At 34.5% G+C, this 19,439-nt stretch carries 18 protein-coding genes, 1 tRNA gene and 1 pseudogene; 8 read left to right on the plus strand and 12 right to left on the minus strand.

Annotation, left to right across the window (positions count from 1 at the left end; translation table 11 throughout):
* The first annotated feature begins 12 nt into the window (after nucleotides 1-12).
* The 5 genes from C1A05_RS15465 to C1A05_RS15485 all read left to right on the plus strand — a co-directional run bounded on the left by C1A05_RS15465 (nucleotide 13) and on the right by C1A05_RS15485 (nucleotide 5,037).
* Entirely contained in the window at nucleotides 13-480 is a 468-nt protein-coding gene (locus tag C1A05_RS15465; protein ID WP_102029147.1) for a phage tail protein, read from the plus strand.
* Nucleotides 481-882: 402 nt separating this feature from the next.
* Complete coding sequence (locus tag C1A05_RS15470; protein ID WP_102029148.1) at nucleotides 883-1,686, plus strand: amino acid ABC transporter substrate-binding protein; 804 nt, start codon at nucleotides 883-885, stop codon at nucleotides 1,684-1,686.
* Entirely contained in the window at nucleotides 1,673-2,374 is a 702-nt protein-coding gene (locus tag C1A05_RS15475) for an amino acid ABC transporter permease (RefSeq protein WP_102029149.1), read from the plus strand. Before C1A05_RS15470 ends, C1A05_RS15475 begins: the two co-directional genes overlap by 14 nt.
* A gap of 15 nt (nucleotides 2,375-2,389) precedes the next feature.
* Nucleotides 2,390-3,136: an amino acid ABC transporter ATP-binding protein gene (locus C1A05_RS15480; RefSeq protein ID WP_102029150.1), complete on the plus strand. Its 747-nt coding sequence runs from the start codon at nucleotides 2,390-2,392 to the stop codon at nucleotides 3,134-3,136.
* Nucleotides 3,137-3,516: 380 nt separating this feature from the next.
* Nucleotides 3,517-5,037, plus strand: a complete 1,521-nt coding sequence (locus C1A05_RS15485; RefSeq protein WP_102029151.1) for a Na+/H+ antiporter NhaC family protein — start codon at nucleotides 3,517-3,519, stop codon at nucleotides 5,035-5,037.
* Nucleotides 5,038-5,127: 90 nt separating this feature from the next.
* Here the strand turns inward: C1A05_RS15485 and C1A05_RS15490 are convergent, their stop codons facing one another.
* The 5 genes from C1A05_RS15490 to C1A05_RS15510 all read right to left on the minus strand — a co-directional run bounded on the left by C1A05_RS15490 (nucleotide 5,128) and on the right by C1A05_RS15510 (nucleotide 8,231).
* Nucleotides 5,128-5,784, minus strand: a complete 657-nt coding sequence (locus C1A05_RS15490) for a DUF5067 domain-containing protein (RefSeq protein ID WP_102029152.1) — start codon at nucleotides 5,782-5,784, stop codon at nucleotides 5,128-5,130.
* A gap of 271 nt (nucleotides 5,785-6,055) precedes the next feature.
* Nucleotides 6,056-6,781 carry an ABC transporter permease gene (locus tag C1A05_RS15495; protein ID WP_102029153.1) on the minus strand — a complete coding sequence of 242 codons (726 nt, stop codon included), beginning with the start codon at nucleotides 6,779-6,781 and terminating at the stop codon, nucleotides 6,056-6,058.
* A gap of 1 nt (nucleotide 6,782) precedes the next feature.
* On the minus strand, nucleotides 6,783-7,634 hold the full coding sequence (locus tag C1A05_RS15500; RefSeq protein ID WP_102029154.1) for an ABC transporter ATP-binding protein: 852 nt from the start codon (nucleotides 7,632-7,634) through the stop codon (nucleotides 6,783-6,785).
* 20 nt (nucleotides 7,635-7,654) lie between these two features.
* Complete coding sequence (locus tag C1A05_RS15505) at nucleotides 7,655-8,002, minus strand: DUF2178 domain-containing protein (protein WP_102029155.1); 348 nt, start codon at nucleotides 8,000-8,002, stop codon at nucleotides 7,655-7,657.
* Nucleotides 7,992-8,231, minus strand: coding sequence for a helix-turn-helix transcriptional regulator (locus tag C1A05_RS15510; protein ID WP_102029156.1), 240 nt, complete (start codon nucleotides 8,229-8,231; stop codon nucleotides 7,992-7,994). Before C1A05_RS15510 ends, C1A05_RS15505 begins: the two co-directional genes overlap by 11 nt.
* A gap of 371 nt (nucleotides 8,232-8,602) precedes the next feature.
* On the opposite strand from C1A05_RS15510, the gene C1A05_RS15515 reads away from it, so the two are divergent.
* The gene (locus tag C1A05_RS15515; protein WP_102029157.1) at nucleotides 8,603-9,154 is read left to right on the plus strand and encodes a 2'-5' RNA ligase family protein; all 552 of its coding nucleotides are present in this window, start codon (nucleotides 8,603-8,605) and stop codon (nucleotides 9,152-9,154) included.
* Between the two features lie 59 nt (nucleotides 9,155-9,213).
* On the opposite strand, the pseudogene C1A05_RS15520 reads toward C1A05_RS15515, so the two are convergent.
* From C1A05_RS15520 to C1A05_RS15545, 7 genes and pseudogenes are all read right to left on the minus strand, one after another.
* A pseudogene (locus C1A05_RS15520) lies at nucleotides 9,214-9,365 on the minus strand (transposase); the annotation flags it as partial.
* Nucleotides 9,366-9,406: 41 nt separating this feature from the next.
* On the minus strand, nucleotides 9,407-10,456 hold the full coding sequence (locus tag C1A05_RS15525) for a 5-methylcytosine restriction system specificity protein McrC (protein WP_102029158.1): 1,050 nt from the start codon (nucleotides 10,454-10,456) through the stop codon (nucleotides 9,407-9,409).
* Nucleotides 10,443-12,548: an AAA family ATPase gene (locus C1A05_RS18215; RefSeq protein ID WP_200816512.1), complete on the minus strand. Its 2,106-nt coding sequence runs from the start codon at nucleotides 12,546-12,548 to the stop codon at nucleotides 10,443-10,445. Before C1A05_RS18215 ends, C1A05_RS15525 begins: the two co-directional genes overlap by 14 nt.
* A 203-nt stretch (nucleotides 12,549-12,751) precedes the next feature.
* Entirely contained in the window at nucleotides 12,752-13,942 is a 1,191-nt protein-coding gene (locus C1A05_RS15535) for a nuclease-related domain-containing protein (protein WP_102029159.1), read from the minus strand.
* A 59-nt stretch (nucleotides 13,943-14,001) separates the two neighbouring features.
* Nucleotides 14,002-14,094 carry a DnaB helicase C-terminal domain-containing protein gene (locus C1A05_RS18370; protein WP_234998593.1) on the minus strand — a complete coding sequence of 31 codons (93 nt, stop codon included), beginning with the start codon at nucleotides 14,092-14,094 and terminating at the stop codon, nucleotides 14,002-14,004.
* A gap of 345 nt (nucleotides 14,095-14,439) precedes the next feature.
* Nucleotides 14,440-14,521, minus strand: a tRNA-Leu gene (locus C1A05_RS15540).
* A 196-nt stretch (nucleotides 14,522-14,717) separates the two neighbouring features.
* A complete protein-coding gene (locus C1A05_RS15545) occupies nucleotides 14,718-15,827 on the minus strand; it encodes a site-specific integrase (RefSeq protein ID WP_102029160.1) in 1,110 nt (369 codons plus the stop codon).
* 239 nt (nucleotides 15,828-16,066) lie between these two features.
* Here C1A05_RS15545 and C1A05_RS15550 point away from each other — a divergent pair, with 239 nt between their 5' ends.
* Together C1A05_RS15550 and C1A05_RS15555 are read left to right on the plus strand one after the other, a co-directional pair.
* Nucleotides 16,067-18,076, plus strand: coding sequence for an ATP-binding protein (locus C1A05_RS15550; protein ID WP_102029161.1), 2,010 nt, complete (start codon nucleotides 16,067-16,069; stop codon nucleotides 18,074-18,076).
* The gene (locus tag C1A05_RS15555) at nucleotides 18,076-19,434 is read left to right on the plus strand and encodes a DNA double-strand break repair nuclease NurA (protein ID WP_102029162.1); all 1,359 of its coding nucleotides are present in this window, start codon (nucleotides 18,076-18,078) and stop codon (nucleotides 19,432-19,434) included. Before C1A05_RS15550 ends, C1A05_RS15555 begins: the two co-directional genes overlap by 1 nt.
* Nucleotides 19,435-19,439: the final 5 nt, after the last annotated feature.

Genomic DNA, 19,439 nt, shown 5'->3' on the forward strand with positions numbered 1-19,439 from the left:
GGAGGAGTGGAAATGTCCTATATCGTTGATTTTAAAAATGTGTCTACAGTGGGATTAGAGTCTTCACCTGTAAAAGAAGCGTTAGCTGGTTTACGAGCTAATGAAGCCCGCTACTTTATGAACAAATACAAGCATGAATTTACAGTGGTACCAGCTAATGAAAGTAAAGAGACTCTTGACTATGTGAACCGAATTTTAAAAGAAGAACGTGATATTGAATTTGCTGCTAAACCTCTTGAAACGTCCCATTTTCAAGTGGAGAATATTAATTGGGCGTTTGTCTTTTATGAAGACGGTCTGGAAGTTAATGTCCTGTATACCATTGACGGTCCGAAGCCGAAGCGAGCAGTTGGCTTTAAGCTTTCAGAAGGAATGGAGGTACCAAAGGAGTTAGAAGATAAGTTTAAGTTTGCTAGGCAGAAGTCGAAATTAGCTGGAACCATTCGGGGTTCGTTTTTTGTCATTAAAGGAGACTATTAAAAGGGAATCTATTTAATATAGATAACAACATTGCCCTCTGTTGGTCACGTGACCGCGAACCCATTTTCATCGCTGCTCAGTCGGACCGCTCTACAGTGAACATAACCGATGACGATGCAGTTATTAACTCGGTAAAATAACATGAAAACACGAACTTAATAAACCCAGCTAATCTTCTTATGATTAGCTGGGTTTATTTATTATTTACCTAATCCTTTTCGAGGGATCTCGTAAGTAAACACTGTTACATCCATCTCATCATAAGAAACAAAAAACTCGGGCAACCTAAAATACAAAAAAATCCGCACCATCCTAAGTTTATTTCTTTTACAAGATTTCCTTTCAGCGTTATAATACATTCTGGAATCAAATTATTCCGATAAACTTACTGGGGGTTTAAACATGAAAAAAGGATTATGGGTATTATTTTTAGGACTTATTTTGACTTTAGCAGCATGTGGATCTGCTGATGAGGATAACAATAAAGATTCAGCTGACTCTGCAAATCTTTATGATCAAATTATGGAAAAAGGTGTTATTACAGTTGGTACAGAGGGCACATACGCACCTTACTCCTTCCATAATGAAGATGATGAGTTAACTGGTTATGATGTAGAAGTGATGCGTGAAGTGGCAAAACGCATGGGCGTGGAGGTTGAATTTAAGGAAACGCAATGGGATTCCATGTTTGCTGGACTAAACCAAGAACGTTTTGATGTTGTTGCAAACCAAGTAGGAATCAATCCAGACCGCTTAGAAAACTATGACTTCTCAGAACCTTACACTGTTTCTGCTGCAGTCATCGTTGTACCAGAAGATAATACGGATATTACATCATTTGAGGATTTAGAAGGCAAAAAGTCTGCACAATCCTTAACAAGTAATTTTGGTGCGATCGCGAAGGAAAATGGAGCTGAGCTTGTAGGAGTAGAAGGACTTGCGCAATCCATCGAGTTAATCAAGCAAGGACGTGTGGATGTTACAGTAAATGACCGACTTGCGGTACTTGATTACATGAACCAACAACCAGATGCAAAGATAAAAATTGCTGTTCGTTCCGATGATGCTTCTGAAACAGCATTAGCATTTAGAAAAGGGAATGAAGAACTAGTGGAAGCTGCTAGTGCTGCCATTAAAGAAATGAAAGAAGACGGTACCTTAGCAGAAATCTCTGAAAAGTGGTTTGGTGAAGATGTTTCTAAATAATTTTTTACTAAACATAACAGCGAACATGGACGGATGGGAGTTATTCAAAAACTCCCTCTGGCCCATGATCCAAGGAGGAATCAAATATACGATTCCTCTTACTTTAATTTCCTTTGCACTTGGCTTAATTGTCGCTTTACTGCTTGCTGTCATGCGCCTTTCGAATCGGTTTTATTTTACATTTCCAGCAAGAGCTATCGTGTCTGCGATTCGGGGAACACCATTACTCGTTCAACTTTCGATTGTTTTCTATGGTTTACCGAGCCTTGGATTAGTCATTGACCCTTTTCCTAGTGCGATCATTGCATTCACGTTAAACGTAGGGGCTTATGCTTCTGAAATTATTCGTGCTTCTATTTTGTCCATACCAAAAGGACAATGGGAGGCAGCTTATACTATTGGGATGGGGTATCCAAAAGCTTTAAGACGGATTGTTCTTCCACAAGCGGCAAGAGTGTCGATCCCACCGCTTTCAAACACCTTCATTAGTTTAGTTAAGGATACGTCCTTAGCTTCCTTGATATTGGTTACGGAATTATTCCGGAAAGCACAGGAAATAGCTGCTGTAACGTATGATTTTATGCTGCTTTATCTCGAAGCCGCTTTACTTTACTGGGTGATATGCTTTATCCTTTCGATTATTCAGGATCGAGTGGAAAGTCGGTTAGAACGATATGTCGCGAAATAGAAAGGGGGAGCATCCGTGTTTTTATCTGTAAAAGATCTAACTAAGTCATTCGGTGATTTAACCGTTTTGAAAAATATTAATCTCGATATCGAAAAAGGAAAAATCGTTACCATAATTGGTCCTTCTGGTTCTGGGAAAACGACCTTACTTCGTTGTTTTAATGCATTGGAGACACCGGATCAAGGTATATTCTCCTTCGATGACGGAATGACGGTGGACTTTAGCAAAAAGCTCACCACTAAAGAAACCATAGCATTACGCCGAAAGTCGGGAATGGTTTTTCAATCATACAATTTATTTCCACATAAAACGGCTTTAGAAAATGTAACAGAAGGACCACTTATTGTTCAAAAGCGACCAAAAAAAGAAGTGCTTGAATTGGCCAAAAGTCTGCTTACGAAGGTTGGGCTCGAGGATAAAATGGACCTCTATCCCCATCAGCTTTCAGGTGGACAGCAACAAAGAGTGGGGATTGCAAGAGCATTAGCCATTCAACCAAAGCTCATGTTATTTGATGAGCCTACCTCAGCATTAGACCCCGAATTGGTTGGGGAAGTGTTAAAGGTCATTAAGGATTTAGCCAATGAAGGGTGGACCATGGTAATTGTCACCCACGAACTCAAATTCGCTTATGAAATATCAGACGAAATCCTCTTTATTGATGGTGGACACATTATCGAACAAGGACCACCAGAAGAAGTATTAAACGCACCTAAAAAGGAAAGAACCAAGCAATTTTTAAAACGGGTGTTGGAGTATTAATCAGTGAATTCTTTCACGTTGGATCACAAGGGGGCGGGTACCTCGGTTCATTTTTTGCTGAGGGCCTGGCACACCTGACAATAAATTCAGAGTGAATCTTAAGAAACCCACATACATAAATCCCAAAAACCTGACCTCTCTATTCCCCCAATAGTTTGTCCCTAATGCTAGCTTAACTCTCCTAATCTATATAACTGCTTCCAATCGCTCCTTAAAAAAGACTATGTTCCCCACCTTCATCAACTAAAACCCACAGCCATTCCATAACCATCCCACATCCCAACATATATTTCCCTCATACAGCATGTTCACATGAATATAATGATAACAAGTATTTTCATAATATTTTCAAAGAAAACGAGAAAAAGGAGGTAGGAACGTTGGACTTTTTATCCATATTGCCACCGATTGTTGCGGTTGCGCTTGCAATCATTACGAAAAGAGTGCTAATTTCTCTGTTTATTAGTATCTTGGTCGGTGGTGTCATTTATGCCGGGGGAAATCCGCTGGAAGCCGTTGGGGTAACGTTCACGTGGATGAAGGATGTGATGATTGATCCTTGGAATGCACGATTTCTAGTAATGACCGCATTGCTTGGTACAGGTGCAGCCTTCATGTATAAGACAGGAGGTTCGATTGGATTAATTCATGCGCTAGGAAAAAAATTAAATTCGAGGAAACGAGTGCAATTACTCCCCTATTTCCTAGGTCTCATCATCTTCTTTAATGATTATGTGAACTCAGTGATTGTCGGAAATGCTTCCAAGGATGTGACAGCGAAGGAAAAGGTATCAAGAGAGAAATTATCCTATATTATTGACTCCACTTCCGCACCTATTGCGACCATTGGTCCTGTGTCGGATTGGATTGGTTTCCAGGTGTCCTTGATTGCTGCGGCATTTGCTAGTATTAGTCTTGTCGGATTAGAGCCGTATTTTGCCTTTTTACAATCGATTCCATGGAACTTCTATGCGATTCTCTGTTTGTTAGCAGTCCCAATGATTATTTTGGGGAAGGATTTTGGACCAATGGCGAAAGCAGAAAAAAGGGCGCAAACAACAGGAAAGTTAAATCCAGATGGAGCTACCCCACTATCATCCGTGGACCAGGATTTAGGGGAGCCCTTCAAAAAAGAGGGAAGTGTCTGGAACTTCTTTTTGCCTCTCATTGCCTTGATTTCAGTTAGCCTTTGGGGATTATGGTATACAGGTGGTGGACCAGCAGGAAAATCGATCATGGATGCACTGGCAGATACGGATGTTTCCATAGCCCTAACCTGGGGTGCATTTGCGATGACGGCAGTCGGAATGATTATTGCCCTTTTCCAAGGAATGAAACTAAAGGAATGTGAAGAGACCTTACTTGGTGGAATACGTACGATGCTGCCAGCTCTCATCATCATCGTGCTAGCATGGTCCATTGGTACAGTAACAGCAGAGCTTGGTACCGCCGAATTTGTCGTTCAAGCAACAGAAGGCTGGATGACAGCAGCACTGCTTCCATTTCTGATTTTCCTTATTGCGATGTTTATATCCTTTGCAACAGGGACTTCTTGGGGAACCATGTCTATTCTAACCCCAATTGCTATTCCATTAGCCTATACATTCGGTGGCGAAGAACTCATTCCAATTGTGATCGGAGCAATTTTCGCAGGAGCTATCTTTGGCGATCATGTGTCACCAATCTCGGATACTACCGTTATGGCATCGATCTTCTCTGAAGCAGACCACATTGCCCACGTTAATACTCAAATACCATACGCCCTCGTACCTGCTGGAATTGCAGCATTTTTATATTTGATGTACTCCATTATCGGAAATGGATTTATCCTGCTATTAATAGGGGTAATTATTCAGTTTTTCCTTTTAAGGTTCTTGGGGAATCGGAATGCTGAAGCTTGAGGATGAATATCTTAGAGGGGCTCCTGGTAATTATGAACCGGGAGTCCCTAAAGAATACTTCAATGAACTACAATAGATAACATTTAAATATTACTTTATTTCAATAACCTGCTCCCCTAACTTTTCACCCATAATACCTTGTGTAGCAATTAGCGTTACAGGCGTTTCTAAATCATCTAGTTTATATGCGACGGCATTTTCAACTGTTCCATCTTGCTTGATGGTTTGCAATTGACTATCACGAAATTGAGAATCCGGAAGGGAGCCAACATCTAGTGTATTCACAGCATTCGGATCATTATCTTGTACTGCTTCAAATACAGCTAGCCAAGCAGTAGTCGGATTAATGTCCTTCTCGCTTAAGTTCGTTGTTTTATACCAAATCGCCAAGACAGGTTGATCACCATATTCATTACCAGTTTCACCGACTGGAATTACCTTCGTATCTGTTATTTCTATTTTTAAATCTCTTAGTTTTGCCACATTATCTTTAAAATAGAGCTCACTTTGTTCATTTGTTTCTTCATCTGCTTCTTCTTCTTTATTTTCTGTGATATCTTCGTTCTCATTTGCGTTTTCACTTTCACTTCCATTATTTTTCTCTGCGTTTTCATCCCCTGTTTCAGGTTCAGCAGATTCATTATTCGTATTCTCGGTTTCCTCTTGGTCCCCATCATCTCCACAAGCCGCAGCTACAAAAAGAACTAAGACAAAAGTGAACAATAAAAATAAGTATTTCTTTTTCATGTTATCGTTCTCCTTTCCAAGCTTCGTTCAATTTTTATTTTTTAAGTCTAGCCGTGATTTAATACTTGTTAAGTTATTCCGTTATGACTATACCTTTTATTAATGGCGTTTTTTTTTTTGAACATTGATGAAGAATATTTTTTAGACTGTGGAAAATAAAAAGTCAGTCACCTTTATACTAAGAAAAAGTGACTGACAGACTTTTACTAATTTAACAGGGAAAGAAGAACATGCTTGAAAGGAAGAGTAATTGTATCAACAAATGAAAATTCTAAACTTCCATTTTCTCACTTTTCTTTAAAATAACCACAAACAAAACACTCAGTGTAAACACGCCAATAGAATATTGTAGAGGACTAAACGAATCGGACCCAACCATAATTGGATAGAAATACCCAGGAAAATTCTCAATCCAATCCAAAAGAATATCGTTATGAATAAGCCCTTGGATATTAAACAATGCATTTGGCAAAAACAACAACATAGCTGTCAAGATCCCGTAAACAGTGCCGCTTCGAACGTTATATAGGAATAGAAGATATCCAAATAAGTAATAAGTCATCACTAGAAGAAGAACATTCACAGAAAATGCTACAAAGAGAGAGGGATCTAAGTCACCAGGGACACCTAGTGTTTTCGCAACGAGAAGTAATACGATACCTGTCATCGCATAGAGTAAACTTACCGAAAGTGCGATGATGCAATTAGCGAAATAATAGTTTCTTCTATTCTGAATGGTGTTATTCATCAAAGAAATGGTTTTGGTCGAGTAGTCTCGATTGATGAAGGAAAGAGGCAATAACACTGCAGCCAGCATACCCAGCATACAATAAAAGTTTGAGACATGTTTGATCGTAAAGGTTGTGGACCCATTTAAGATAAAGTAAGTCATGGTGATCGCCGGTACACAAGCAGCCAACATCCCCACTATAAGAGAACCATTTTTCACGAGTTCTGTCAGGTTGAAAATCACATATTTGTTAATTCGAAGTGTCATCCTATTCACCTCTGAATTTATTCATATAGACCCTGCGTAACGTTTTCTTCTCCGCAGTGAAATCAATTAATCTAAGGTCTAAACGATTTAACATCTTGAAAATATCAGCGTTTTCCACCACTGTTTCAATCTGGATCTCTTTGTCACCGGAGTGGATTATGCTCCCGAATTGCTGCATCTTAACAAATGTAGCTAAGGCAGTAGAATCTTCAAAGACAAGTGTAAGAATTCGTTGCTTATTATTACGAAGTTGCTGTTCATCCGCAATCGCCCCATTTTCTAAAAATAAAACTCGATCACAAATTGCTTCAACATCCTCGAGCTTATGGCTCGATATCAAAATACCAACATTACGCTCTTCAGCCAATCTTCTCAATTCCTGCAAAACCTCAAAAGTTGTTTCCACATCCATACCGTTCGTAGGCTCATCTAATACAATGTATCTCGGATTATTCAATAGACTCATGACAATTCCTAACTTCTGACGCATGCCTAACGAATATTCCTTCACCTTTTTATTCAACACATCGAATAATTGCAGTTTTCGCAAAAGCCCTTCGTATTCATGGAGTTTAAACGTGTTTCCATAAATATTCGAAAAATAAGTTAAGTGGAATAGCCCCGTTTTATTAGGTATTAGCTTAGGTTCCTCAATCAAGTACCCTACTTGATCATTGTCCGAAATAGATCCATCATAGGCTTGAATCGTTTGCGCGATCATTTTCATTAGGGTACTTTTTCCAGCACCGTTTCTTCCGACCAGACCAATGATATCTCCTTGGTTCAATTCGAAAGAGAGATTGTTTAAAATCACGGAGCTACTATATTTCTTCGTAACTGAGTTTACAAGCATTGCTCGAACCTCCTGTTTCGTTAAAAGAAGTCTTTTTTGTACCGAACAGCGAGATAGATTGCGGAAGCGAGGAATGCAAAAGCATATTTAAATAAGAAGAAAACTTGCCACATATATTCTTTCGGAAAAATCAAGTCGCATAAAATCACTACATATAACACAATCATTGCACTATTTAATGATATATGCTTTGTTCTTTCGTCCGCTTTCCCCATTTTTTTCTGTAATACAAGGGTTAGGATGACTCCAACAAATACTAATATGAAACCACTAACAATTAGTACATTCCAATTTCCCTGAGATTGTTCAGCCCAAGACTTTAACGGGTTAAAAATTGTATTCGAGATTTCCGTGAAATTAATTGTCATTTGCATCACTACCTTTCTCATAAGTAAAAATATCGTTCACATCAACATTAAAAAACTCGGCAATTCGATAAGCTAACAGCAGAGTCGGTACATAATTTCCTTTTTCCATTACGAAGATTGTTTGTTTGGAAACCCCGACCTTCTCTGCTAGTTCCTTTTGAGATAATCTCGCAAGTACACGATATTCATAAACCTTATTTGATATCGAATCACCAAAATCTTTTTTCATGATAATCACCTCTTGGATTAGATTATAAACTGGATTTTAATAAAAGTAAAGTTTACTTATATAAAATAGTGGAATGGTTTTATTTTTTATTATTTTAATTAGAATGGAGTAAAAGAAAAAACTGATGGAATTTATTAATTGCATCAGTTTTTTTGGTGTGTTAGTTTCTTTTCTTTGTTTTTAAGGAAATAGATGAAGAGATCATTATTAGAAATTTCAGCAGAAAAAATCCCCCGAGAGATGATTTGAGGGATTTTTCGTATAAAGATAGGCTGTTTTCTCAAAGATTATTGTTTCTCACATAATATATTTGTGTGTTTAGAATTTTCTGGTAGAATTATTAAAACTGTCAATAATAGGAGTGAAAAAGAATGAAAGTGGAGTATTTTATAGGAATTGTCCCACCAGAAGAATATTTAGAACGAATTGAGCATTTTCAAAGTAATTGGATTAAACAATCGGGTGTAGAACCTCACATAACTTTGAAAGCACAAGGGGGACTAACTCCAGATAAAAAATGGATAGACAAAGTGCAGAAAGTCTGTGACACTTTCAAACCTTTTCAAGTGTCATTAGATAAGCCAAAGTATTTTGGTAATAACATTTTATATGTGAGTGTTAACTCAAACAATTTAACAAAATTGCACCAAGAAATAGTGCAAGAGATTTCACCGTCAGATGACTTAATAAAAAAGTATTTTGAACTTGATGCATTTGTACCTCACTTAACTCTCGGGAAAGAACAATACGGTGGAAACATTTCTACTGGACTCTCTAAAAAGGAACTAAAAGAAATGGAAAAATTAGCGGACAAAGAATTGACACCATATCCCAATTTTGAAGTGAATTTTATTAGAGTATATGAACTAAACATTGAAAAGCAAAAATATGAAAAGTATTCCGACATCTCTTTAAACAATTAACCTCACTGTTTTGAGGGAATCCATCATTAGTTCGATATATTTTTAGGGTATCGTTAATCTGCGAATGGAGTATTCCTGATATCATTGAATGACTTATTGCAATCCTTACATAAATAGCGTTGACGAGTACGATATTTGCCATTGCGTTTTACAAATGTACTTCCACATGAACACAGGCCATCCCCGAAGCAAATCGTGTTTCACGATTAGTAATGAGTAGTTTTCGCATTATTAAAACTTTATACAGTAAGATCAAGATCCAAAATATTTATTCGCATATTCTAATAAATTTTTCTTTATGCCGCTAAAATCTTGTCGTAAATCAAGAGATACAACAAAAATCTGATTACCTTTTATGTGATAAATATGGTTGGGTTGATTTAATGCGTTTGTTTTCGCATAAAGTAACATACCTGCAACCGTTTCATCCCTCTCTTTTTTCCAATTATTTATGTATGTAAATATTTGATAGAGGTTACCAGATTTTTGTTTTGCAGCTCCACCTTCAAACCTTCTTGCCATATTTTCAGAATAAAATTTCGCATCTACAATTAATGTTTTTTTATCTTTTTGAAGTACAAGGTCTGTTTGCATAATCGGTAGTGCATCAGTGAATCCATCATCAACACCCCACTGAATTTGTGGATGGGCTACAATATATTTCGTTTCACGTTTAAAAAAGGCATAGATGAACTTTTCATATAAAGAGGATAATCTTTGTTCTTCTTGAACCTCTTTCATCATTTGAGATGTAGAGCTTTCATCAAATAATAACTGCTCATAAAGATATCTACACACGTCTATAATAAATTGATAGCGAACGTTTTGGCGGTTATACTTAACGTTTTTCCAAAGTTTCAAATCTAGCTCTACATCGGATACCTCCGAAAAATAAGGCAACAAACTGTAAAATAGTCTACGCATTTTTTTACTTAAATTATTGGAGCGCGAAAGATAAACGAGTGTCGCTTTAATAATTTGATTTAACATTATATTTTCAGAAAACTCATCATAAATTACTGCCATTTTCTTATGTACTAATGAATTTTGCTTTATTGTAGAATTGATATTAATTTTACCTTTCATAACATTGGAAGTTTCTTCAACACTAATATAATCCTTACTTAATCCTCCGCGAATCAAAACAGGTATACCAATGGATAAAATTTTTGCGTAAAGTTCTTTGACGTTCTCAAACCTTTCCGTTCCGATTTGCTTATACTCGGAAATATTTAGCGTTTGATATGCGTAAGAAAGCATATAGTATATATTACGAATAGGAATTTTATTATTTCTCTCCATCGTAACAACCTCTTAGTCGGTCAGCCCAATGGTTTGCTTTCTGTTCATCATCAAACCAATACTCGAATAGCTGTGGAATAATTTCATATTCGATTACTTCCTCTACACGATTTGCAGTATTTACTTTATAAGCATCACCTACAAAGTAGCTATGCCCAATTTGAAAGCCTGTCCCAAGCTCTTCAACAATTTGAATATTTAAGTTTTGAATTTCATCAATGATACGATTTAAAGCTTCTGGATTGTTTAATTCTTTTACATACGACTTAAATGTCTCATTGTGGAACGCTGGTTTTATTTCAAAAAAAGAAAACCTTCTTCTAAGAGCATAGTCTAATAAAGCTAAGCTTCTATCAGCCGTATTCATCATTCCAATAATGTATAAATTCGATGGCACAGAAAACTTATCATTAGAATAAAGTAGATTGATTTGCTCCCCTCGCTTATCCGCTTCGACAAGCATCATTAATTCCCCAAATATTTTACTCATATTCCCACGATTAATTTCATCAATTATAAAGAAGTAGTCTCGCTCAGGATCTCGTGCTGCTTTTCTAGCAAATTTCACAAATGGACCTTGTTTCAGCTCAAATCCATCGCCTTCAGCTTTTGGACGGAACCCTTCAATGAAGTCCTCATAACTATAGCTTTGGTGGAACTGAACCATTTGAATACGCGTTTCATCTTTTTCTTCCATCATTACATACGCTAAACGTTTGGCAATAAACGTTTTACCTACTCCTGGTGCACCTTTCAAAATAAGATTCTTCTTATTTTCAAGTAGAGAAATTAGACGTATAAGCTCCTTCTTCTCAATAAAAACATCCGAAAGAAAATCATCCATCGTAAAGGATTCGTTTTCTTGTACTGTAGGTTTAGATTCAATAAAACGAATATAGTAGTCAATGGAACTAGCCGATACGCCTTTATACCTCTTGTATGTTTCAGCAGATTTAACAACATCTTTAAACCGTTTTAATTGCTCAATATCTGTTTCACCAAAAATTAGGGCATCAAAATGGCTCTCCATATCCTTTAACGCATTTACTTTTTGCGTAACTGTTTTATCATTCAAACTAACTCCTGTATCGGTAACTTGATTGGATAACCAGTTTCGAAATTCATTTACTTCAGCATTTTTTTGATCAATAAAATCTTCATTCATTACTTGATCAATTTCTTTTATAAAACTTGGATAGGGATTTAGACATGTTAACGTTTTTTGAGCAAAAGTCTGATGTAGTTCCCACTTTCCAGCTTGAAGCCAATCTACTTTTCTTCTATGTTTATACTCTGATGCTTCATCATCGAAGTAATAATCTCCCGTAACAACTCCGCGTGCTAGGATTTTCTTAATTCCTTCTTTCACATATACTACGTCCCCAGTTTGAATTTCACGATAGAAATCCCACACAGCCTTTGTATCATTGACTGGGCGCACCCCATCCGCTCTTTGCTCAGCTATTTTTCGTTCGACTGCTTCCTTTGAATCATAGTGTTTTAAATCCCCTAAATAGTCCCAACCAAGCGCTATCATACTTTCTGCGTGGAACTGATCCCATAATCTCGATGATTCACCTGGTGAAATTACCCAATAATTAATACTGCTATCAATTTCATCTTCATGATTTGCAATTTTTTTCTCTTTTTTAGGATAAGTTAGTGTAGGATTTTCATCATAATATAAGAAAATTAAATATGAACGCATTAAAACGCCCCAGTCAGGTATCCCACCTATATTATCAGGCTTACTTCTTACACCGCGATTATATTCTTCTTCCGCATATTTTTTCCGAAAATGAATTCTAGTCGCACCAAATTTTTCTGGATATCTAGGAGTACTTTTACCCGTTATTAATCTCTCAATAGCTTCATCACTTTGTTCTGTCATTTGTTGATATATATTTTTAAATTCCGAATATGATTGATAATCAAAGAAATTTACATTATAACCACTAGCCAATCCAAACTTTTCTAATAGTTGGCCAAGTTTTTCAAGATATGGCGTGTACCATATACCTGTTTTTTCACCTAGATTTTCCGTAACCCATGCTTTATATTTTTCTTTTTGAGTATTCACAATATCATTCATAGCGCACCTCCAAAAAAGAACTTATTACATTAAATTATAACACTGTAATACTTTAAAAATGGATTTACTTGAATTTTGGCTCTCTTACATATATTAGATGATAAATCTAGAAAGGATAAGAAAAGGTGTCAGGAACCTGAAAGAGACATTGGTCTACTTTTAGTACCTGACACCTATTTTACAATATCGATAATTTATACATTTTATTCAATATTGTTTATTCTAAGCTCCATTTCACCATTATATTCCTGCGTCAAACCATAAAATATATACGTATCTCCTTCATTGATGTAAGGAGTTTTTGTTCCTTTATATATAATAGCAGCATAAGTAAATCCATTCGACTCTAACTTAAGAAATTTATTACCACTTGATTCATCATAATAGAAAGATTTTACTTTAGCCTCTACTTTGAGTGCATTATCCTTATTTTTAAGCGCTTTTCGAGGATCTGTATATATCCCATCATTATAATAGCTAGAATCTATAGAACTATTACCTCTAGCTTCGTGTTTATCATTAAAGTAGAATATACTAAAACCAGCAATCAAAATTACAAAAACAATAATTCCAATAACCCACAACCAAGGTTTACCTTTTTTTGGTGCGTTTCTAGTGTTTGTATTTTTATTCGAACCATGAGAATAAAATTCGTCATTATTTGACTGAATTTCTTTCAATAGTTTTTTAGTCTGCTCGTTCATCTCTTTTAATTCTTTTACATTTTGTTCTATCTGTTCAGATTGTATTAGTATTTTTATGTCACTCTCTGTAAGAACTCTATTGGATATCCTAACACTTTTAACTATATCCTCTATATGTTTTATAGGGATTTTACTAGATTTAAACTTAGTTGCATTTTTTAACCTTTCATCCAATTGACCGTTTAGCTCATCACTAAAAATGTGGTACTTTAAAAAGTCACTTTTACCCACTGCACTCCATTCATTAGTGAATTCGTCTATTTCCCTTTTAGTAAATCCATATTGGATATTTACATAACCTATATACGTATGATAATTCCCTAAGTGTGGAAAGTTGTCATTTAAATAACTTTTCAAATTATCAACATGTTTCCTCAATTGGCTTAAGGGAGTTTGTTTATCACTTGCAATACTAAAATTTCCATTTGAAGTAATGTTATTTATAGAATTTATTGACCAATTCTTCACTTCTATTAACCTAAATCCGTAACGTGGCGAAATCACCAGAAAATCCGGCTCATATTTTCCAATAACTGGTTGTGCAATAATATAAGTATCATCTGGTAAGTATTTTGTTAGAAGATCTCCAACGGCAATTTCACCTTGTAGACCCTTCATTTCATTCTTAGTAATCCTTGATACCTGATCAAGATGATCTAAAAGCATATCTCTTCCAATAAATTTCCCCATTATTTAACCCCATTATATGTACTGTTCTATACATAGAGTATAACACACAAATTTTTTCTTTAAACAAACTCCAAATACACCGCCCCAGCTGCCCCATTCCGATGCTTTGAAACAATAACTTCCATCTTTTCCGTCTGCCCCGTCTCCTTCATAATAAGTCGCCCATTACATAAAGGTTATCATATCCGCATTCAGTGGCCCAAAACTCCGCATATGTGGCTCAATTCATCTGCAATAATCCAATAAAATACGCGCATTTCAAGTTGTAACAAGACTGATTGGTATGAGTCCGGCTGGATACTGACTTCATAATAAGTTGTGAACGACTTTCTTTCCTAACCAAGTATTGTCGAACGTTAAATAATAACTGTAAAAAAGTATATAAAAGTATCGATTAATCTTGATGTCACTACACGTAAAAAAGGACGTCAAAACGTTAATTTCACTACGCTTTGGCGTCTTAATAATTCTTTTATTTCTTATATTCAATTCGAAGATACTGGTGGTCGGGTTCGAACCGACACTCCTCACGGAACACGATTTTGAGTCGTGCGCGTCTGCCAATTCCGCCACACCGGCTGATACTAAAGGATTTCTTATATATTTAATCAATGCTAATTATGTATTGGTCCACACGATTTATAGTTGCCTATATTTATAATTTATAACTATTTGTATAAAGTTACAATGGAAAATTAATGTAGGATAAACTGTTTTTCGTTTCAAATATTGTTGTATCAACCTTTTTAAAATTTAAAATAAATTTACACATGTTTTACACAAGCTTTCCTTCAAAAGTGTTTATAGTTTTTAGTTCATCCTCTTTCCGCAATTCTTTAATAATATGGGCATAATACTTATAAGTAGTTTCAATATCTTTATGTCCCAACCTTTCACTTACATAATAAATAGAAACATTTTTATATAGCAGGATACTCGCATGCGTATGCCTTAATCCATGTATAGTAATTGGTTCTATCTCAAGATCGATTAATGTATTTTTGAGAAGTTTATTAGCGTTTGTATTACTAATTACCTTGTATTTGGATTTTTCTACATAAAAAACTAAGCCATATTCATTACTTTGTTGAATTTCAAAAAGCCGTTTAAATAAATTCATAGTTGCCATGTCTATTTTAATTTTGCGAATCGATTGATCATTCTTAGTCAGATTAAAATTATGTGAGGACCGTTTCATATAACCCCAAGTTTTATTTACTGTTATCGTGTTACTCATAAAATCAAAATCTTTTCTTGTTAACCCTATCATTTCAGCAAATCTCATACCGGATGTTAGGCCTAGTAATAATAAATAGTATCCTAAATTTAGTAATAGTCTATTGTGTATTTCTTTAATTAATTGTTGGCTTTCCATATAGTTTAAGTGTTTTTCACTAGGTCTTTTTGCTGGTACTGTCCATATTAAAGTGGCCTTTCTCGTAAAATCATGCTTTATTATTCCTTCTTCAATTGCGTCCTTCACACAAGCCCGAATATGTGAATTCACCTTTCCAACAGTCTCTTTTGCTTTATTAGAACCAAATTCATTCAGGAACATTTGATAATCGTGGCGTTTTATATTTTGTATAGGAGTACTACCAAAAAAATCCTTTATCGCTTTGGATGTATAAGCATAGTGACGTTTGGTAGTATTTTGTAAATTTGATTTATAAAGCTTGACCCATTTATCAAAATACTCATCAATAGGGATAGGTTTTAAATGAGTTATTAAACCTTTACCTAATTGCAACTCAATTTCAGCAGCTGCTATTTTAGCTTCCCTTTTAGTTTTAAATCCACCTTTACGGATAGGTTTAGATTTCCCATTAACCATACGACTCACAGTGTATTGATATGTGTTGCCTCTTTTTTGTATACTAGCCATTTTATAACCCCTTATAAGTTTTATTTTTTAATTCTTGACTAACATTAAGATAATGATCCTTATAAATTTCAAAGCATACATTATTTTCTCAATATTCCATTAATATCTTTAAAGTGTTATAATTTGGTAAAATAAATACCCTTATATTTAGATAGAAAGGAGAAGTTATGAATAGGAATTTCTGAAATGTTATGCATTAAAATTAAAATCTTGACAATTTATTTAAAGGAGTGTGAACGATGGTAAGCATAGAGAATACAATTAAGAATATTGCTAACGTTGATATTTTTAAAGAAGCAAAGAAATCTGAGTATTTTGTTGGGAGACCTTTCTATCTAGATTATGATAAAGCATTTCTGCTAGTCGCCGATTCCTGGAAACAACGAGTTAACGGCATACCACAAGGTACATTCTTGTTAGCATTTTATGAAAATGAACCTGATGTTCAGGAAGCCATTCTATTACGCGTGTTAAAACCAACAAAATTACCGACCGATAACGATGTAATTAGTTCTATGATCGAGTATTATAAGGACAACTTAAAAACAAGTGGAAAAGATACACAATTAGACGATTTTACTAGATATGAGTTTAGTTTTTCTGGAATTGAATGTAGTATACTAGGTACTTTTTATAAAGATAATCTAGGTAATATAAAATTTGGTGCCGATTTAGAAAATTTTTATAGTTCACATAACTATAGTATTTATAAGCCTAGTAAAAATGTTTTAGAAGTAATAGCTAATATTCGCGATGGCAATAGCGTCCCTGGTGGGGCATCTGATGTAAAAATCGGCAAGGTGCGTTTTAGTTCTAGCTCGAGATTTCAGGAAAATTTAGAAGATGCTGCTGTATATGTTACACCTAAAGACTTTCTCGGAAAAAGAACTGCATTGTTTGGAATGACCCGAACAGGAAAATCTAATACAGTTAAAAAGATTATTCAGGCAACTGTTGAAATTAGTAATTATGCACCTTATAAATTAGAAGAATCCCTAGAGGAAGGGGATAACGTACTTGATCCTTTTTGCGAAGATGGAAGTCCTAAATATCCTGCAGGCCAGTTAATTTTTGATATAAATGGTGAATATGCCAATGCAAATATGCAAGATGAAGGTACAGCAATTTTTGAGTTGTATAAAGAAAAAGTCGTAAGATACAGTGTCTTAAATAAACCTAATTTTAAAGTTATGAAAGTAAATTTCTATCAAGATATATTACCTGGATTTGAATTAGTTATTTCGCATCTTGATACTGATAGTAGTGACTATGTAAATAGCTTTAAGGCTGTTGATCTTAATGAACCAGACGATAAATCAGATTTTAGTGCAGTTACTAGATATGAAAGAAAAAAAGCTGCTTACCTATGTTGTTTATATAGAGCTGGGTTCAAACCACCAAAAAATCACAAAATAAAATTTAAAGGTAATGATGCTTTAAATAAAATGGTTCAAAAAGATGGGAAGATAAATCCAGACAGAGGTATTTCTTTAGAAGACGCATCTAATTGGTTCTCAACAATTTGGGACAATTATAATGATGACTACTTTACAAACTATAAAAAAGAAAAAGGGCATGAATGGGCCGATGAAGATTTGAAAGCTTTATTAATATTTCTGACTAGGACAAAGACTCCTGGAAAAGCTCCAACGATTAGTGGTTATAGAAAATTAAACAACATTAGAAAACTACATACTGATACTGTCGATAAGCCATTTCAAGTAGAAATAACAGAGTCATTAAGAAATGGAAAAATTGTAATAATTGATTTATCTCAGGGGGATCCTCATATTCAAAATCTATATTCTGAAAGAATTTGTAAAAATATTTTTTCAGACTCGATGAACAGATTTATTGATAACAAACCTAATAATTTTGTGCAATTCTACTATGAAGAAGCTCACAATCTATTCCCAAAAAAGGATGATAAAGACTTAAGTCAAATATATAACCGTATTGCAAAAGAAGGTGCAAAATTGAATCTTGGTATGATTTATGCTACACAAGAAGTTAGTTCAATAAGCACAAATATATTAAAAAATACACAAAATTGGTTTATAGCACATTTAAATAATGAAGATGAGTTAAAAGAATTAAGGAAGTATTATGATTTTAGGGATTTTACTGATAGTTTATTAAAATTCAGTTCAGAAAGTGACAAAGGCTTTATAAGGATGAAAACATACTCTAATCCATTTGTAGTACCTGTGCAAATTGATAGATTCAGTGCCTCTAAGGAGTATGAATAATGGGTTATATGAGTCGAGCAGGTAGAAGACCAAATGAATACGCTAGTAAAACATCTCATAGTAATATAATTAACGAATTATCTGTAAAAAGTTTTTTAGAAGGTTGTAGCCTTCCTAAAGGCGCAAAGGATATTAGCTTAAGTAAACATAAATTAATTAAATTACAAATGCCTGAAGAAAACAAAATAAAAAATATAGTTGCTATTGATGGGGGATATACAGAGTTAAAAGTAAAAACCGAGTTCCCATCTTCTACAATAAGTTTTTTTCAATTTGGAGCACTTATTTTTAATACAGAAGACTTAAATGAAATATCCAATAAGTCATTTATTGACCCACAAGACATATCTAAGCTGAAGAATATACAGCGGTTTAAATTCACATTACCTACTAAGAATATAACGCTTGAAACAGAATTAGACTTGATAGATTCAGTTAGAAAAAGTCTATATGACTTTTTTGTAAATGAACCATTTAATGATAAAAATGATAGATTTATAAAAACATTAAAGTGGTTTATCTTTGAAGAGTATAATAGTGAGCAAAAAGACGCCTGGAGTTTAGCAAGTTGTCCAAAATGTGGACATAGAAATATTAAACTTGAAAAAAGCAAAATGGATTATAATTATACGTATATTTGCCCAAATGATGAATGTAAATCAAAAATATTTCTAACAGATGTTTTTAGATTACACGAAGCAATTGATAATGAGTTAGGTGCCTCTGGAATTTTGGGTTATTTAACATCACTTTTAGAACAGTTTATACTTATTCACCTAATACGTATAATGCTCAAGATTAAAAACTCTTTATTAGAAGAAACTTTATTCTTAAAAGACGGTCCATTAGCTTTTTTTGGACAAACAGCTAATCTCCATAAACCTATGAGAACTCTCATTAACTATCTTCACAAAAATTATGCACTTAATTTAGCTGGTCTAGAAAAAAGTGGACTTTTTGTAGAACACGCACACGAAATTTCTAATAAGTTAGGAGAAAGAGAAGCATTACTTTTAGATAATGATTATATATATAAATACATAACACCAGGAAAAGCAAATGATGCTAAACCTTACGGCTCAACTTCTTATTATAGTTCTAAATTAATTTTTAAAGCTATAGATGGAAGAGTATATGTAATTACATTACCTACAGAAAGATCAGATGTAGTTTTGAATCCGAATTTTGGGGACTTTAAAAATGCAAAAACAATATTACAAAATATTGAGTTACTAAAATGTGATATGTATGAAAATGGTTTAATTCCTATTGCACTAGTTAATAAACTTGTATCATTGTCAAACCATCCAAGTTCGACAATTTTAAGTAAGTTTGCACGAGATAAAATTTCTAACTAATTCTT

Origin of the sequence: Salirhabdus sp. Marseille-P4669 (assembly GCF_900240405.1) — a bacterium.
Classification (GTDB): Bacteria; Bacillota; Bacilli; order Bacillales; family Alkalibacillaceae; genus OEQK01.

Bases quoted from the DNA above. Each gene is read 5' to 3' on its own strand.
- C1A05_RS15495 (WP_102029153.1), bottom strand. From the start codon at position 6,781: ATGACACTTCGAATTAACAAATATGTGATTTTCAACCTGACAGAACTC.
- C1A05_RS15555 (WP_102029162.1), top strand. From the start codon at position 18,076: ATGGGTTATATGAGTCGAGCAGGTAGAAGACCAAATGAATACGCTAGT.
- C1A05_RS15500 (WP_102029154.1), bottom strand. From the start codon at position 7,634: ATGCTTGTAAACTCAGTTACGAAGAAATATAGTAGCTCCGTGATTTTA.
- C1A05_RS15535 (WP_102029159.1), bottom strand. From the start codon at position 13,942: ATGGGGAAATTTATTGGAAGAGATATGCTTTTAGATCATCTTGATCAG.
- C1A05_RS15525 (WP_102029158.1), bottom strand. From the start codon at position 10,456: ATGGAGAGAAATAATAAAATTCCTATTCGTAATATATACTATATGCTT.
- C1A05_RS15545 (WP_102029160.1), bottom strand. From the start codon at position 15,827: ATGGCTAGTATACAAAAAAGAGGCAACACATATCAATACACTGTGAGT.
- C1A05_RS18370 (WP_234998593.1), bottom strand. From the start codon at position 14,094: ATGAAGGAGACGGGGCAGACGGAAAAGATGGAAGTTATTGTTTCAAAG.
- C1A05_RS15550 (WP_102029161.1), top strand. From the start codon at position 16,067: ATGGTAAGCATAGAGAATACAATTAAGAATATTGCTAACGTTGATATT.
- C1A05_RS15465 (WP_102029147.1), top strand. From the start codon at position 13: ATGTCCTATATCGTTGATTTTAAAAATGTGTCTACAGTGGGATTAGAG.
- C1A05_RS15510 (WP_102029156.1), bottom strand. From the start codon at position 8,231: ATGAAAAAAGATTTTGGTGATTCGATATCAAATAAGGTTTATGAATAT.
- C1A05_RS15490 (WP_102029152.1), bottom strand. From the start codon at position 5,784: ATGAAAAAGAAATACTTATTTTTATTGTTCACTTTTGTCTTAGTTCTT.
- C1A05_RS15505 (WP_102029155.1), bottom strand. From the start codon at position 8,002: ATGACAATTAATTTCACGGAAATCTCGAATACAATTTTTAACCCGTTA.
- C1A05_RS15475 (WP_102029149.1), top strand. From the start codon at position 1,673: ATGTTTCTAAATAATTTTTTACTAAACATAACAGCGAACATGGACGGA.
- C1A05_RS15515 (WP_102029157.1), top strand. From the start codon at position 8,603: ATGAAAGTGGAGTATTTTATAGGAATTGTCCCACCAGAAGAATATTTA.
- C1A05_RS15470 (WP_102029148.1), top strand. From the start codon at position 883: ATGAAAAAAGGATTATGGGTATTATTTTTAGGACTTATTTTGACTTTA.
- C1A05_RS18215 (WP_200816512.1), bottom strand. From the start codon at position 12,548: ATGAATGATATTGTGAATACTCAAAAAGAAAAATATAAAGCATGGGTT.